Here is a 15,930-nt window from a genome sequence, read left to right as displayed (position 1 = left end):
TCAGTTACGAGTACGTGACCGACTCGGCTTCGCAGCCTGAATCCCGAAGCAGGGCCTCCGTCCGCCGCCCCGAGCCCCACGGCCCGGGGCGGCGTCGCGCCCCACACCACCGCACCCGGCCGGACCCACGTTGAACCCCTGTGCAACGGGAGAGGACCCGGCCGCGCCGGCCCGGCGGCCCGGTACGGGCCATGGTGGCGTAGGCCGCGACGGCGCCGGCGCTGCCTACGCCACCGTGCGGACGAGCTTCTTGTTGACGAACTCCTCGATGCCGGGGCGGCCCAGCTCGCGGCCGAAGCCGGAGCGCTTGATGCCGCCGAAGGGCAGCTCGGCGCCCTCGGCGCCGACGCCGTTGATGAACACCATGCCGGCCTCGATGCCGTCGGCGACGCGGGCGGCCTGTGCGGAATCCGTGGTGAAGACGTACGAGCCGAGACCGTACGGGGTGTCGTTGGCGATCCGCAGCGCGTCCTCCTCGTCGGCCGCCCGGAAGACCATGGCGACCGGGCCGAAGAGCTCCTGGCGCGCCGTGGCGTGCTCGGTGGTGAGGCCGGTGAGGACCCCGGCCGGGAAGTGGGCGCCGCTGCGTTCGCCCTCGGTGTGCAGCGTGGCACCTTCCGCGACGGCGGCGGCCACCTGGCGCTCCAGGGTGTCGGCCGCGGCGACCGAGGACAGGGGAGCCCCGGACTGGCGGGCGAGGAGTGCGGAGGTGAACTTCTCCACGAACGTGTCGTAGAGGTCGGAGGCGACGACGAACCGCTTGGCGGCGTTGCACGCCTGGCCGGTGTTGTCGAGGCGGGCGGACACGGCGGCGTCCACGACGGAGTCGAGGTCGTCGGTGGACAGCACGATGAACGGGTCGGAACCGCCGAGTTCGAGGACGACCTTCTTCAGGTGCCGTCCAGCGATCTCGGCGACGGCGGCACCGGCGCGCTCCGAGCCGGTCAGGGACACGCCGTGGACACGCGGGTCGGCGATCACGTCGGCGATCTGCTCGTTGGTGGCGTACACGTTGACGTACGCGCCGGCGGGGAAGCCGGCCTCGGCGACCAGCCGCTCCAGCAGCGCCGCGGTGGCCGGGCACTGCGGGGCGTGCTTGAGGACGATGGTGTTGCCCAGGGCGAGGTTCGGGGCGGCGAACCGGGCGACCTGGTAGGCGGGGAAGTTCCACGGCATGATGCCGAGCAGAACACCCACCGGGCCGCGCCGGATGACGGCGCGGCCGGGGCCGGAGGTGACGGGGAGCTCCTCGTCGGCGAGGAATTCCTCGGCGTGGTCGGCGTAGTAGTGGTAGATGTCGACGCAGAAGTCGATCTCGCCCTCCGCCTCGTCGAGCGGCTTGCCCATCTCGCGCACGATGCCCGCCGCCAGTTCGGCGCGGTGCTCGGCGTGCAGGTCCCCGAGTCGGCGCAGGAGCGCGGCACGCTCGGCCACGGAGGTGCTTCGTCCCCAGGCGGTGGCCGCGTGGGCGGCGTCGACGGCCGCGATCACCTCGGCGTCGGTGGCGGTCGGGTAGGTCTGGGCGGTCGTGCCGGTGGACGGATCGGTGACGGCGTACATCGGGTCTCCAGGAAGTACGGGGGAGTGGTGGCAGGATCCGCGCCGACCGCGCGTCCAGGTGTGGTGCGAGGCCGGTGTCGCGGGTCCTACGGTTCGAGTTTCGCGGAATCCTACGGTTCGAGTATGGTCCGGGCGCCGACGGCGGACTTCAGGTCCTCGAATGCGGCGGCCGCCTCGTCGAGCGGGCGGACGTTGCCGATCAGCTCGTCCAGCGGCAGCCGGCCGGCCAGGTAGAGGCGGGCCAGCTTCGGGATGTCGATCGCGCCGACGCTGGAGCCGTAGTTGCATCCGAGGATGCGCTTTCCCTGGTCGGCGAGGTCGAAGAGGTTGAACGCCCCCGTCGCGTCGACGGGGGCCATGCCGACCAGGACGGCCGCCCCGCCGGAGGTGAGCATGCCCGGGAGGGTCTCGATGACCTTGGGGCTGCCGATGGCCTCGAAGGCGTAGTCGGCCCCGCCGAGTTCCTCCTGGCACCAGGCGGCCACGTCGGTCGTGGCGGCGTCGAGCGTGTGGGTCGCTCCGAAGCGTTCGGCGGCGGCCAGGCGCTCGGGCGAGAGGTCGACGGCGATGATGGGGTCGGCCCCCACCAGACGCAGGCCCATCACCACGGACAGGCCCACCCCGCCGGCGCCGACGACGATCGCGGATTCGCCGGGCCGCACGCCGGCAGTGTTCATGACCGCGCCGATGCCGGTGGAGATGGAGCAGCCCAGGAGGGCCCCGATGCCGAACGGCAGCGCGTCGGGGACCTTGACCGCGGCCGATTCGGGAACGACGACCCGGCTCGTGAACGAGCCGAGGCCCAGGTAGGGCCAGACCTCCTCGCCCCGGGCATCGGTGATGGGGGTCGTGCCGTCGGGCAGGGTGTTCGCCACGGCCTGGGTGCCGGTGCACAGCCAGGCCATGCCGGCCAGACACTTGCGGCAGCGGCGGCAGGGCGCGAACCAGGAGAGGACGACGTGGTCGCCCGCCTTCACCGCGCTGACGCCTTCGCCCACGTTCGTGACGACCCCGGCGGCCTCGTGGCCCAGCACGAGCGGGCGGTCGCTGGGCCAGTCGCCGGTCAGGATGTGCAGATCGGAGTGGCACACCCCGGCGGCGCGGACATCGATCTCGACCTCGCCCGGTCCAGCGGGCCGGTGGGAGATCTCGCGGGTGTGCAGTCCCGCGACGGGGTCGTAGGCGACGGCGGGGGAGAGGCGCGCGGACATCAGAGAGCCTTGATTTCTTCGGACGACGGGGTGGGGGAGAGCCGGGTGTGGGGTTTGGCGAAGGCGACGTAGGCCAGGCCGACGACGAGCAGTGCGGAGAAGACCAGGACCACGGCCCAGACCTGGATCCAGCTGCCCGACGGCGGGGCGAGTTCGGCGCGGGGCCAGGCGATGTTGACCGCCTCGAACAGCAGCCACACCACGGCCAGGACGTTGATCACCAGACCGGCCCGGCCCAGGCGGAACTCGCCCGACGCCGGATTCCAGCGGCCGCGGAGGCGTGCGTAGAGCGCGACGAGGGCGACCGTCAGGAAGATGAAGTAGAAGCCGCCGGACCCGAAGGAGATCAGTGTGGCCGCCGCGTTGCCGTTGAGCCCGAGCAGCAGACCGAGGCCCGCGAGGACGGCTGTGGCGGTGAGCGAGACCCAGGGGATCTGGCGCTCTCCGACCTTGGCGAGCTGGGCGGAGCAGGGCAGCTGCCGGTCCCGCGCGAAGGCGTAGACGGCCCGCCCGATGTAGGTCTGGATCGAGATGGCGCAGGCGAAGAACGCGACCAGGACGACGACGATGAACGGCTTCTCGCTCCAGCCGCCCAGGCTCTGCGTCACGGCGTCGAAGACGGGGTCCGCGGTCTTCCCGGAGACGGCGTCCTCGGGGCGGCGCAGCGAGAACGTCACCGCGATCGAGGTCAGCAGCACCGTGAACGCCACGAACACGTAGGAGCGCAGCAGCGCCCGGGGCACGCTGCGCCGCGGCTGCTCGGTCTCCTCGGCGACCTGCGTGGTCGCGTCGAATCCCAGGAAGGCCCAGCCGGCCACGGCCAGACAGGTCACGAACCCGGCCACGACGGACCCGCCCGAGGCGGACTCCGCGCCCAGGGTGTCGAACAGGATGCTGAAGCCGTTGTGGCGTGCGAAGAGCAGCAGGAACACGCTGATGGCGATGGAAGCGACGCCCTCGGCGACGATGCCCGCGTTGAGGAAGTGCTTGACCGGGTTGACGCCGAGCAGATTGATGCCCAGGGCCACGGCGATGAAGACCACCCCGAGCAGCACATGGGTCGCCGGTGACAGCGCCGAGTCGCTGAACAGCATGTGCAGCCAGCTGGAACCGAGGTAGGCCACGGTGGTCAGGGAGGCGATGGCCGAGGCGAGATAGATCCAGCCCACCAGCCAGCCCAGCCGCGGCCCGCCCAGTCGGCGGACCCACTGGTAGACACCGCCGGTGATCGGGAACTGCGAGGAGAGCTCGGCGTAGACCGTGGCGACCAGCAACTGCCCCAGGAAGGCGACGACGACGGCCCAGATCCATGTGGGTCCGGCGAAGACGAACCCGAGCTGGACGACGGCGTAGATGCCGACGACCGGGGAGATCGTCGCGAATCCGAGAGCGAACACGGCCCACGGGGAGAGGGCGCGCTTGAGTTCCTGTTCGTAGCCGTATTCAGCCAGGTCACCGGCATCGGCGCGGCTCTGGTCCACGTTCTTCTCCTGGCATTGCTAGGGCGCGCGTCCGGCGGCGCCCAGAGGGTGGGGGTCGGCCGTCGGCCTGCCGTTCCTACCAGCTACGAGGCTGGTGCCACGGCAGCCGTTCGGGCGGCGACCATGTATTGGCTGTAGAGCCAATTGTCATTTGGCTGCACAGCCAATAGCATCATCGTCATGACGTCAAGGGGTGCTGGGAGGCAAGTGCGCAAATCGGCGGCCGAGCGCCGTCGCGAGATCGTGGCGACGGCCGCGCGGGTCGGGCTTGAAGAGGGCCTGGAGTGCGTCACCCGGCAGCGGATCGCCGACGGTCTCGGAGTCCAGTCCGGACTCATCCACCACTACTTTCCAGTGGTCGAGGAACTGGTGGCCGAGGCGTTCGCCAGGGCCACCACGGCGGAGCTGGACGGCCTGCTGCCCGAGGCGGCGGCCGAGCCCGAGGGCGGCGGGCCCCTGGGCGCCCTCCAGCGCTTCTTCACCCTGATCTCGGGCGCCGAGTTCGACAACATCAGCAAGCTCTGGCTCAACGCGCGGCACCTGTCCCGCTACCGCCCCGCGCTCCACGGCCAGGTCGTCAGCCAGGAGCTGCGCTGGTGCCACCGCATCGAGCAGATCATCACGCGAGGCGTGAAGGAGCAGGCGTTTTGCTGCGAGGATCCGTGGGCGGCCGCCGTGCGCATCCTCGCTGTTGTCGACGGGGTCAGTGCGTACATCAACACCAGCGCGGACCAGCGCACGGCGCCCCTCGCCGACCTCGCCCGCACGCTCGCGGAGGCGGAGCTGGGCCTGCCGGCCGGCGGTCTGCGGCTGCCCTGACGCGTCTGCTGTGTCACTGCCGCGCTCCCGTCGAGGAGTGGCCCCCGAGGCCTTCGCGCGTCCGCCGTCGGCTGTGGCAACGCCGTGACTCCTGCCACGGAAGTTATGGAGAGGATACAAACTCCTGCTGGCGAATCGGTTGGCTGTGCTCCTGATTTCCCTTCCAGGCACTGGGATGATCCTCGTGGAGTGAGTCGGGTGTTGTGTAGCACCTGCACAATTCGAGGAGGCTCGTGTGACCCGTGAAGGTCGTGCGCTGGTGACCGGCGTCGGTGCGATGACACCGCTGGGGGACGACGCGCCGTCGTTGTGGGCGGGGCTGCTGGACGGCACGTCGGGGGTGCGACGTCTGACGGAGGAATGGGCCACGGATCTGCCCGTGCACGTCGCGGCCGGACTCACGGTGGATCCCGCCTCGCTGCTTCCGAGGACCGAGGCCAGGAAGCTGGACCGCGGTGAGCAGATCGCCCTGCTCACCGCGCGGGAGGCCTGGCGGGATGCCGGGGCTCCGCAGGTCGAGCCGGAGCGGCTCGCCGTCGTCGTCGGTACGGGGACCGGTGGCGTCCTCACCACGCTGGGGCAGGACGACGTCTTCGAGCGCGCCGGGGCCCGTCGGCTGTCGCCTTTCGCGGTGCCCATGCTGATGCCCAACGGGCCTGCCGCCTGGGTGAGCATGGACCTGGGGGCGAAGGGCGGCGCCCGGACGGTGGTGAGCGCCTGTGCCTCCGGGGCGGAGGCCCTTGCCCTCGGGCAGGACCTGATCCGGAGCGGGCGGGCGGACGTGGTCGTCGCGGGCGGCGTGGAGGCGTGCCTGCACCCGTTCACCATCGCGGCGTTCGCCCAGATGAAGGCCCTGTCGACGCGGTCCGCGGACCCGGAGGCGGTGTCCCGTCCGTTCGACGTCGGGCGGTCCGGGTTCGTCATGGGCGAGGGCGTCGGGATGATGGTGCTGGAGCGGGCCGAGTTCGCCCGGGCTCGTGGCGCACGCGGTTACGGGGCGCTGGCCGGCAGTGCCGTGAGTTCGAGCGCGGACCACATCACGGCCTCCGACACGGACGGCCAGGTCCTCGCCATGGAGCTGGCACTGCGCGACGCCGGTCTGGCCCCGGCGGACATCGGCATCGTCCACGCCCACGCCACCTCGACGGAGTCCGGCGATCTTGCGGAGGCCGAGGCGATCGCCCGGGTGATCGGCGGCCACGCCGCGGTGACGGCGACGAAGTCGATGACCGGTCACATGATGGGCGCGTCCGGAACGATCGGCGCCATGGCCGCGCTGCTCGCGCTCAGGGACGGTACGGTGCCGGCCACGCTCAACCTCGACGAACCCGACCCGCGCGTGGAGCTGGACCTGGTGCGCGGCGAGCCGCGCACCGGCCGGTGGTCCGCCGCGCTGGCCAACTCGTTCGGCTTCGGCGGACACAACGTCAGTCTCGTCCTCACCGCATGACGGCCCCGGCCCACGGGTCGGCGCCCCCGGGGTGCGCGGACGCCCGTCGCCGCGACAAACCCTGCTGTCGGAAGGCGAGTTGGCCAACTGCTCAGCCGAAGAGCTCCGCTACCGGCTGCTGCGCGCAGCAGCCCGCATCACCCGTGGAGGGCGCCGCCTCCGTCTGCGGATCTCCGCCGCCCGGGCCGAGCCGACCCGGGCCTCGGTGATGTCGCGCGACCGCAACGACCTCGTACCAGGAGCGGGTGGTCCGGGCGTGACGTCGGCAACACCGGCCCTATATCGAGCGCGGATACTTCGGCGTGCTGCGCATCCATCACGAATCCTCTGTGATCACCAGGCATACCAGGTGCCGTTGTACCACTGTTCGTTTGCGCTGTCGTTGTGATGATCCATGTTGAAGTCTTCGGGATAGTTCTTGACGTGATTGTTCGGGTAGGTCCACACGCCGGCGGACTCGTCACAGACGTAGTCCCAGTGGCAGATCGACTTGACCGGCACGTTGCCGAAGAACCTGTCGGCGCCGGCGAGCGGAGGCCCGACGATGCCGCCGAACGGCACTGCTCCGCCGTTGGCACCGGGAGGGCCCTGGCGCTTGGGGTCCGCGATGAGAATGGCGTTGACGTTGTCGAAGGTCTGCCAGTTCTCGGTGACCCAGATGTGTACCACCGCGGCCCCCAAGGAGTAGCCGCCCATCTTGACGTGCTGGCCCGGGCACGCGGCACGTTGGTTGCGGACCAGCCGGTTCAGCTCGTTGACACCCGCCCGGGCGCTCGCACCGTTGGGAATCTGGGTGGGGTACCCAACGTGCTGTTGGATGTTGCCGTAGAAGCCGTCCTTGTCCCACGAACTGCCCGTGCCACCGACAACGATCGTGTAGGTGCCCTCGCACGAAGCTGCTGCTTGTGCTGAGGACTCCTGCGCCACCGAGAGCCCGACTGTCAGCAGAAGCCCGGCCAACCCAGCCGCAGTCTTCCTTGCTCGCATTCAATCCTCCTGTGTAGTGGGCCTACGTGCCCGTAACTCCGTTGGGGTACGCGGTCGGCCGCGGGCAGCCGACGACGGTTGCGGCGGTCGATGACATCCCGATGAAGCCCACAGGGCTCGACCGACAGGGCGACTGCGCCGTCGGCCTGGTCGACGCTCCAGGTCATCGTGTCGCTCACGGCCAGGAGCTCGACCGGGTAGGGCTCGTCGTTGACATGACGCGCCGTGACAACAGCCTCGTGGGAACCGTAGAAGGTCGCTCGGCGTGGCATCCGGAACCTCCGCAAGCCGCCGCGTTCACCGAGTCGAGCCGGAACGACTGCGCGCGGGCATCCGCCGCGGATGCCATCGAGCCTCTATTCGAACCGGAGCGGTCCAGGTCGCCTTTCTGTCGGGCTGTGTCCCGGCGGCGGGTCAGGTGACCCACTGGTGACGGGAAGTGTCTCATGGCTGTTTCGCCGTGGACAGTGGGCGGATCAAGCCACACTCCCGCGCAGGCCGACCCCTCCATGACCCTTCACTGACACGCGGAAGGCGCCCTCCAACCCCGCAGGACCGAACTCGCGATCGGAAACCATGCAAACAGCCGAACGGCGTGGTGACCGAGGGAAGCGCGGTGAAGAACGGGGCGGTCCGTGGGCTCGCCAACAGGAAGCCAGCGCCCGGCAAGAAGGTGCCTTTCGGCTTCGGGTCTGTGTGGACGAAGATCCTGAACGGACATCAGGTCCCCACGGAACAAGGGTGGAGGAATCATGAAGAACAGGAAGCGGGTTGCCACGCTGCTCGCGATCACTGCCCTGCTCACCTGTACGACGGTCGCGACGTCCACCGCGGCTCCTCAACCGTCCGAGCCGACCACCACACGGGCGGCCGACCTGCAACAGCAGGTCGACACCGTCCTCGCCGAGCACCCCCGGGGCCGGCAGCTCTCGGCCGACCGGATCGAATATGACGGCCTTACCGTCACCCGCGTACCCCAGTCGGCACGGGGTGCCGGCAAGAGCGCCAAGCTCGCCCTGGACTGTGCCTACGGGCACCTGTGCATGCTCGTCCGCGGCACGAAGTTCGACTTCTACAAATGCCAGACCTGGACCGTGAACAACTGGACCGGCGACGGCCCATTCGTGAACAACCAGACTCCCGGGACGGTCGCGAAGTTCTTCAACCAGGACGGCAGCGTCCGATGGACCTCCAAGGCCTACCAGGCGGGGACCGCGACGTGGGATCCCATCTATTCGCTCCGCCCGTGCTGAACTGACGCACTGCAAACGAGCCGCCCCGGTCACGGGGCGGCTTCGTGCGTGCCGTTTCGGGAAGCGCACAGCAACCTCTTCAAGGTCATTCGGCGCGGCAGGTGGCCGGTTCGGGCGAAAGGAGCCCCGGGGACGCCAGATGCTTGTTGTAAGAGCGTTGCCAGGCACCGCTGCTGACGTAGCGTTGTATCGACGTGCACACGGCACGCCGGAGCGCGTCCTCGCCACGGCGCATCGCGACCCCGTATTCCTCGGGCGCGCCGAGAGGGGCGTTGATCATGCGCAGTTCTGCCCGGTGCTGCTTGGCGAACCCGGCGAGGAGGAAGTCGGACGAGGCCACCGCGTCCACGTTGCCGTCGAGCAGATCGCGCACACATTGCCTGTTGCTTTCGCGCATCACGATGTCGATGTTCGGGAACCGTTCGTGCAACTTCTGCTGGACGGTGGAACGCTCCACCACGCAGGTGCGCCGGCCGTAGAAATCCTCCGGACCGGTGGCTTTGCTGTCGCGGCGCAGCAGGAAACTCTGTCCGCTTATGTAGTACGGACCGGCGATGTCCACCTCGGTCTTCCGCCTGGAAGTAATGGCGTAGCCGGAAAGGACGAGGTCCACTTCGCCACGTTGCAGGGAGATTACCCGGGTGGACGGGGACAAGGGGACGAATCTGACCCTCTTGGCGTCGAAGCCGAGGTCCGTCGCGATGAATCGGGCAAGATCCACCTCGAATCCCTGGAGGCCTACGGCGGACTTCTCTTTGGCGGAGACAAGCTCGCTCACCCCTGGCTGGTCTCCGCTGACCCCGATGGCCAGGGTTCTGCGATGCTCCGCCGCGATCTGGGTTCTTTTCTGCTCCGCCGCCTCGTTGCGCACAGAGGTGTCACGGTTTCGGAGGTCGTGCACGACCCAGGTGACTCCGGTCAGCAGTAGCAGGAAGCACATGGCGGCCGCGGGAAGTCCCAGTTGCCTTCGCCGCCGACGGACGACTTGGGCGCTGGCGTCCAAGAATTCACGTTGCAGAGGGGTGGGACGGGTGTGCCGGGCGGGGTCGGTCGCCCATTCGCGGGCCAGACTGAGGCGGGACCCGCGATACAACTGGGCGGGATTCCTGCCTTTCCGGTCCCAGGTGTCGGTGTCCTCAGCGAGCTGTTGGTGGATGTTCAGCCCGGCCCGGTCGTCATCGATCCACTTGCGTAATCGCGGCCAGGCATGGAGCAATGCCTCGTGGGCGATCTCGACGGTCTCTGTTTCGACAGCGACCAGCCGGGCGCGTACCAGGGCTTCCAGGACTGTGGCCGCGATGTCCGGATGGGGCAGGTCGTGCAGCAGACGGGTACGACCGGCCCGGCGGCGGGTGTCCTGGGTGCCTTCTCCGACGTGGACCAGGCGCAGCATCAGCGACTGGACTGTCCGCTGTTCGGTGGGGTCGAACTCGTTGTAGACCGTCTCGGCGGTGATATCGATCGCGTTCCGGACACCACCTGCGGCCACGTATCCGGCCACGGTCAGCGTGCGGTCCTCGCGGCGTTGCCAGGTGGCGCGCAGGGCGTGGGAGAGCAGTGGCAGCGCCTCCGGGTCGTGGCCCTGTGCTGTGCGGTCAGCGCCGAGATCGCGTAGCAGGACCTCGACCAGCCCCGGTTGCAGGGTCAGTCCGGTGAGCTGGGCGGGCTGTGCGATGGCCTCATGGAGTTCGGGGGCGGTCATCGGCCCGATGAAGACAGGGGTGTTGTGCAAAGCGGGCCGCAGCTCGGGGAAGGCGGCGCAGTGGTCACGGAAGTCCGAGCGCAGGCTCAGGATCACCAGCGCGGGCGGTTCACCGTCGCCGCTGGCGGCGGCACACAGGGCGCGGATGAACGCACGGCGCTCATGCTCGTCGGCGCACTGGGTGAAGGTCTCTTCGAACTGGTCGACCACCAGCACCAGCCGCGATCCGGTGATCGCTGTTCGGCCCGCCCGAGCCCGCAGCATCTCACGGACGGCGGCGGCGAGTCGGCGCGGATCACCCTCCAGTTCCTCGCGCAAAGACCTCCACGGCCCGCCGGTCAGCCGTGCCAGACGGGTGGCCAGTTCGGTCAACGGGTGCTCGGTCGGGGTGAGCAGCAGGTGCGGCCATGTCCTGGACCCGGGCATCGGCAACGCGCCCCTGCCCAGAGCAGAGAGCAGGCCCGCGCCCAGCAAGGAGGATTTACCGGACCCGGAGGGGCCCACCAGAACCAACGGATCGGTAGCGTCCATGCGCCCGGCCAACTTCTCGGCCAGCTCGACGATCAATCGCTCCCGGCCGAAGAACCACTGCACCTGGCCGGGGCCGAACGCGGCCAGACCCGGGTAGGGACAGGTATGCGGTACCCCGTCATCCGGGGCCGGTGCCGGCACGGGCAGTTCGGGCGACAAGGGAGGCGGCCGGTAGGCCGGGTTCGGGCACAGCACAAGGTCGTCGATCCACTCGCTGGCGCGGTGGCGGGGACGGGGGAACCCCCGTGCGGGCAACGTCCGGTCCAGGTAGCGATACGCCTGACGTAACGTCAACTGCTGGGGGCCTTCCGGATCGCCCTCGGTGAGCAGACGGATCAGTTCACCGGTGAAGGCGGTATGAGGGGCGCCGGGCGTGGCCAACGCCAGCTCGTCCCGTGCTGCCGCGGCCAGGACGTAGCCGCCGTGAACGCGGGCAAGGTCTACCTCCTGCTCCTCGGCGCTGCCCAGGACACCCACCGCCCGCCCGGAGAAGCAGCAGTCGAGCACGACAACGATCGAGCGAGCCGCAGTCTGCAACAGGGAGCCGCGGACCGCTGTGTAGGCCAGCGCGGTGTAGGCCACCCAGCCCGGGCGCGAGTCGGTGGCAACCGTGGCCAGATAGAGCTCACCAGCGGGGTTGACCAGGCCGTGCCCCACGTAATAGACCCACAGCACATCCTCGGCGCGCTCGGCCTCCTGCGCGATCGCGATCCCCAGCTCGGTCGGGTTCGCCGGGTCGCGTATCACGCGCAGGTTCTCCTCAGCCAGCCCACACCGCTCGACCAGCACCTGCCCCAGGTCGGCCAGAGTCCCCATCACCGCCGGAACCGGCGGCAGACCGGAGGCCGCGCCGTGGGTGCCGGTGCCGATCAGCAGAACCCGAGTCCCGGATGCACCCAACCTGGTCATCCGCATTACTGCCCGGACGATACAGCCGGGCCGGCCGAGCCGTCCTCGACGGTTCCGGAGCCGTCGTTCAACATCTGGGTCAGCTCGGCGACCAACTCCCGCACCTCTGCCACGTCCGAACCGCGTACCCGCTGAGCCGAGACCTCCACGCTCGTCCCGTCCGGCCTGGTCAGCTTGCACACCACCTCACCTGTGCGGTGTCGCATCCAAGCGATGGCAGCGCTGGCCAGCACCGCCGACACTCCACCCGGAGCCAACGCGACCGTCAGCATTTCCGGGACCGAGCCGAGAGCACCGGGTGGTGGCGGCGACTGCACCAGCCGCACCCGGCCCCGTAACTCCTCCTCAGTAAACAGCCACTCATACAGGGAACGCAGCTCATCTGCCGTTCCTGCCCCCGCCAACGCAACTGTCACACTCATCCGCGCTCCCCTACAGTCAAGACGCATGCCGAACCATTTCAGCCCACGGTCGAAACCCTGGCCTTCCGCTGCCTCGTAGAAGCGCTTCCGACAGTAGTGGAAAACCCTTGCTGGCCAAGCGCTGTCCGGCGGATCACGGCCGCAGCCATAAGCGTCCTGCCTGCAGGAGGCGAAATCGGACACCTGTCTGTGGTGGTCGTCAGACGGTGGTCAAGGGGTGCTTTGTCACGGTGGCTGCGGCCCGTGCGTAGTTCCGTGTGCGAGCCGGACGACGGCTGACCCGGCCCTCGGGCCGGAGAATGCCGAGGACACCGTGCCCGCCGACCACACCCCCGAGCCCCCGCCGCCGACCGCCTGCCCGCCGGCGACGTTCCGGGTCAGCGGCGGCGCGGAGGTCGGGGACGTGGTGATCACCGTGCCTGCCTGCTTCGGGCTCGCGGAGCGGGATGCCACGCGCAAGGCCGGGGAGATCGCCGGCCTCGCGCGTGCTGGACGTCGTCGCCGAGCCCGTCGCCGCCGCGCTCGGCCACGGGGCGCTGGACGCCGCTGCGGGGGGCGACCGGACCGTGCTCGTCCGAGACCTGGGCGGCGGCACCTTCGACACCACCGTGACCCTGCGCGGCATGGACTTGAAGGTTCTGTGCACCGACGGCACCAAGGAGCTCGGCGGGTCCGACTTCGACGACCGCATCGTGATGCACCTGGTGGAAGCCTTCCGCGCCCAGTTCCCCGATGCCGACGATCCGTTGACGGACCAACACTCGGAGACCCGGCTGCGCCGGACGCCGAGGAGGCGAAGAAGGCACTCTCCTTCCGCGAGCACTACACCGTCCGCGTCATGCACCAGGGACTGGTCACCGAGGTCGAGCTGACCGGCCGGCTGCTGGAGGGACTGACCTCCGGCCTGCTCGACCAGACCATCGAGATCACCTGGCGCACCGTCGCCGTCGCCCGCGAGCGCGGGGTCGCGCACTTCGACGAAGCAACGAAGCCACAGGAGGACCCCCGGACCTCGGCAGGTTCCAGCGGTACCGGCCGCTCACAGGTCCTACCAGGCCGCGTCCGAGGCCTCCGGCTGATCAGTGCCGGGGCAGGAGGATCGACTGTGCGTGGTGGAAATGGTTCTTCGGGTCCCAGTACTTCTTGACCTTCTGGAGGCGCTCGTAGTTCTGACCGTAGTAGAGGCGGGTGTAGGCGGGCGCGGCCTTGTGGTCGGCCGTGCCGAGGTCGGTGTCGGGATAGTTGACGTACGCCCCGTCGGTCGTTGTGTCGTTGAGTCGGTCGTCTGCCCTGCCTGAACGGGAGTTGATCTCCGGGACACCGCCGGTTGCCGCGTAGACGTCGGTGTACAGCTCGCGCAAGTAGGTGAGGTGGTGCTGGTCATTGGCTTCGTCTGTCCAGTAGGTCTGGTACTGGAGCTTCATGATCGAGTCGCGTTGCGGGACGGCCGTCTCTTCAGGCTTGCGCGTGTTGATCTTGCCACCGTACGAGTCGATCTGCACCAGGGTCTGGGTAAGGTCGAGGCTCTTGCCGTGCGCGCCTTGCACGTCCTGCTTCAGCCATTTCCAGAGGGCGCTGATCTGATCGGTGGTGAAAGGCTTGCGGTGGTAGGCGGACTTGTACTTCCCTCGCTGGTTCGGCCCGGAGCTGTTGAGCGCCATGGTGGCTTGGAACCACGGCATCTTCCGGTGCTTTTCCGGATAGGGCAGGTGATGGTCGGCGGCCGTGTAGAGCTGGTGGGTCGACGGGGTACCCATGCCATCCTCGATTTTTTCGATGAAATCGAGAAGGGGCCTGTTGTCGTCCTGGCCCCACTGGCTCACCAGGGTGATGTTCCCATTCGAATGATGGGTGAGGTGAAGGAGTGAGAACAGGTCCCAGTATTTCTCCTTGGTGCCCTCGGTGGCAAAGAATTGGCCGAAATTCTCCAGCAGCTTCTTGAAATCTTTTTCAGGAAGGTCCTTCCATGGCCAGGCGATGCTGCTGAGCCAGACGTTCTGCGGCGGCTCAGGGAGTTGTGCGAAGTGGTAACGCAGGACGATCCCGAAGTTCCCGCCGCCGCCCCCGGTGTGGGCCCAGAAGAGGTCCTGCTTGTGCGGATCCTTGTCGTTCTTGTGGGCTTTCGTCACTTCGGCTTCCGCGCCGTTGCGTACGGTTACGACGTCGACCTGAACGAGGTGGTCGACCGTCAGGCCGTGCTTCCTGGACAGTAGCCCGTATCCGCCACCGCAGATGTGGCCGCCCGCGCCGACGGAGTAGCACGAGCCCCCCGGCACGACGCGTCCGTACTTGCGGAACAGGGTGGTGTAGATGTCCCAGTTGGTCGCGCCGCCCTCGACGACGTACGTCGGCTTGCCGAACACGTCCGCGCCTTTGTACACCCCGCTCATCGTGCTGAGGTCGAGGATGACGCCTCCGGAGTTGTCGACGAAACCCTCGTAGCAGTGCCCGCCGCTCCGGACGGTCGGCCGCCGGCCATCCGCGAGCAGGCGGTTCAGCTGAGCCGTGGCGTCGTTCTCGTTCTCGATCAGCTGGATGTACTTCGGATTGCTGCTGAAGCGCTGGTTGAACCCCTGACGGAGCGTGTCGTACCGCGCATCGCCCTGGACGATGCTTCCGTCGGGTAAGTCCGCCTCGGCTGGACCGGTGGATGTTCTGGTGGTCTCTGCGGCGCTGTCCGGATATCCGGGACCGGCCCGTTTTTCCCCCATGCCAACTGCCCGCTTTCTCGATTCTGACAACCTGACGAGTCGTACGCTAGCAGGAGACGGGATAAGTGGACTCCTTTATGGATTGACACATCAAGGAATTCCAAATCCTGTCCGGATCTAGCCGCCCACGGGTTGGAGCCCTGTGGAACGTAGATCAGCGGCCGATTTTCGATGCCTGGCCTGCCGACCTCTTTCATCGGCGGTCGTCGGAGGTATTTGTGCTCTGGTTCTCGTTGCTTAAGCTAACAGCGCGAGCACGGCGGCGGCACGTATTCGGCCAGGCCCGCCCGACAAGGAACGGACAAGTCACCCCACCAGCGCTCCTGCCGCACCCACCGCGATCGCGAAGTCCACCGGCGGGCCCTCGCCCGCGAAGAAGCCGAACGGCGCGCGATCCGCGAGAACCTGAGCTGGCGCTCCTGCTGCTCGACGTGCTTCCTTGGCACCCGCGGCCGGGCGTTCCTCGTCTCGTGCAGCCACCGGGTAGCGGACTCGGTCCCGCGCCGTCAGTACGCCCTCTCCGGGCGATGAAGCGTAGCCGGACTGGGCCTCCCGTTATGCGGTGCACCATCCACAGCGGCGGGGTGGGGCGATCGGGGTGAGCCTGCCCTGGTGAGGTCGGTCTCCGACCTCGGCCCGGTGCTCCCGGGCGCGGACGCCGATCCGGTCGGCACGGTGCTGCGCGAGGCCTTCGGAGCGCCGGGCGCACGGGTGGTGGACGGGGCGGTGCTGGTGGTCCTCGCGGGGCGGCGGTCTCTTCCTCTCGTTCGCCCGTCCGTGCCTGCGCGGGGACGCTCCGCCCGACGACACCGTGTGACCCGCCGAGGGGCCGGCCTCCGTTTGACAGGGCTCACGGCAACGGATTACCTACTTTGAGTATCTAATACGTCACTG

General features: G+C 68.7%; 11 protein-coding genes and 1 pseudogene. 5 read left to right on the top strand and 7 right to left on the bottom strand.

Features of this window, described 5'->3' with window-relative positions:
• Positions 1–225: 225 nt before the first annotated feature.
• The 3 genes from ACIHCL_RS28085 to ACIHCL_RS28075 form a co-directional block, all read right to left on the bottom strand.
• On the bottom strand, positions 226–1,560 hold the full coding sequence (locus tag ACIHCL_RS28085; RefSeq protein WP_399866074.1) for an NAD-dependent succinate-semialdehyde dehydrogenase: 1,335 nt from the start codon (positions 1,558–1,560) through the stop codon (positions 226–228).
• Positions 1,561–1,670: 110 nt separating this feature from the next.
• The gene (locus tag ACIHCL_RS28080) at positions 1,671–2,771 is read right to left on the bottom strand and encodes an alcohol dehydrogenase catalytic domain-containing protein (RefSeq protein WP_399866071.1); all 1,101 of its coding nucleotides are present in this window, start codon (positions 2,769–2,771) and stop codon (positions 1,671–1,673) included.
• Positions 2,771–4,252 carry an APC family permease gene (locus tag ACIHCL_RS28075; protein ID WP_399866069.1) on the bottom strand — a complete coding sequence of 494 codons (1,482 nt, stop codon included), beginning with the start codon at positions 4,250–4,252 and terminating at the stop codon, positions 2,771–2,773. The genes ACIHCL_RS28080 and ACIHCL_RS28075 overlap by 1 nt, the downstream gene beginning before the upstream one ends.
• 180 nt (positions 4,253–4,432) lie before the next feature.
• On the opposite strand from ACIHCL_RS28075, the gene ACIHCL_RS28070 reads away from it, so the two are divergent.
• Both ACIHCL_RS28070 and ACIHCL_RS28065 read left to right on the top strand, forming a co-directional pair.
• The gene (locus tag ACIHCL_RS28070; protein WP_399866066.1) at positions 4,433–5,071 is read left to right on the top strand and encodes a TetR/AcrR family transcriptional regulator; all 639 of its coding nucleotides are present in this window, start codon (positions 4,433–4,435) and stop codon (positions 5,069–5,071) included.
• A gap of 235 nt (positions 5,072–5,306) precedes the next feature.
• The gene (locus ACIHCL_RS28065; RefSeq protein WP_399866064.1) at positions 5,307–6,521 is read left to right on the top strand and encodes a beta-ketoacyl-[acyl-carrier-protein] synthase family protein; all 1,215 of its coding nucleotides are present in this window, start codon (positions 5,307–5,309) and stop codon (positions 6,519–6,521) included.
• A gap of 333 nt (positions 6,522–6,854) precedes the next feature.
• On the opposite strand, the gene ACIHCL_RS28060 is transcribed toward ACIHCL_RS28065, so the two are convergent.
• Positions 6,855–7,508 (bottom strand): cutinase family protein, encoded by a 654-nt coding sequence (locus ACIHCL_RS28060; protein WP_399866061.1) that lies wholly within the window; start codon positions 7,506–7,508, stop codon positions 6,855–6,857.
• A gap of 752 nt (positions 7,509–8,260) precedes the next feature.
• Here ACIHCL_RS28060 and ACIHCL_RS28055 point away from each other — a divergent pair.
• Positions 8,261–8,761: a hypothetical protein gene (locus ACIHCL_RS28055; protein WP_399866058.1), complete on the top strand. Its 501-nt coding sequence runs from the start codon at positions 8,261–8,263 to the stop codon at positions 8,759–8,761.
• A gap of 85 nt (positions 8,762–8,846) precedes the next feature.
• Here ACIHCL_RS28055 and ACIHCL_RS28050 read toward each other — a convergent pair whose 3' ends face one another.
• Entirely contained in the window at positions 8,847–11,903 is a 3,057-nt protein-coding gene (locus tag ACIHCL_RS28050) for a transporter substrate-binding domain-containing protein (RefSeq protein ID WP_399866056.1), read from the bottom strand.
• Between the two features lie 5 nt (positions 11,904–11,908).
• Positions 11,909–12,325: a hypothetical protein gene (locus ACIHCL_RS28045; RefSeq protein WP_399866055.1), complete on the bottom strand. Its 417-nt coding sequence runs from the start codon at positions 12,323–12,325 to the stop codon at positions 11,909–11,911.
• 217 nt (positions 12,326–12,542) lie between these two features.
• Here ACIHCL_RS28045 and ACIHCL_RS28040 point away from each other — a divergent pair.
• Together ACIHCL_RS28040 and ACIHCL_RS28035 are read left to right on the top strand one after the other, a co-directional pair.
• Positions 12,543–12,764 (top strand): annotated as a pseudogene (locus ACIHCL_RS28040) (hypothetical protein); the annotation flags it as partial.
• 7 nt (positions 12,765–12,771) lie between these two features.
• Positions 12,772–13,197: an Hsp70 family protein gene (locus tag ACIHCL_RS28035; protein WP_399866053.1), complete on the top strand. Its 426-nt coding sequence runs from the start codon at positions 12,772–12,774 to the stop codon at positions 13,195–13,197.
• A gap of 207 nt (positions 13,198–13,404) precedes the next feature.
• Here the strand turns inward: ACIHCL_RS28035 and ACIHCL_RS28030 are convergent, their stop codons facing one another.
• Positions 13,405–15,036 (bottom strand): BBE domain-containing protein, encoded by a 1,632-nt coding sequence (locus ACIHCL_RS28030; RefSeq protein ID WP_399866051.1) that lies wholly within the window; start codon positions 15,034–15,036, stop codon positions 13,405–13,407.
• Between the last annotated feature and the right edge of the window lie 894 nt (positions 15,037–15,930).

It is taken from the genome of Streptomyces sp. NPDC052042 (genome assembly GCF_044548345.1).
Taxonomy (GTDB): Bacteria; Actinomycetota; Actinomycetes; order Streptomycetales; family Streptomycetaceae; genus Streptomyces.
The sequence above is the reverse complement of the archived record's forward strand: the minus strand, read 5'-3'. Positions and strand labels throughout refer to the sequence as shown.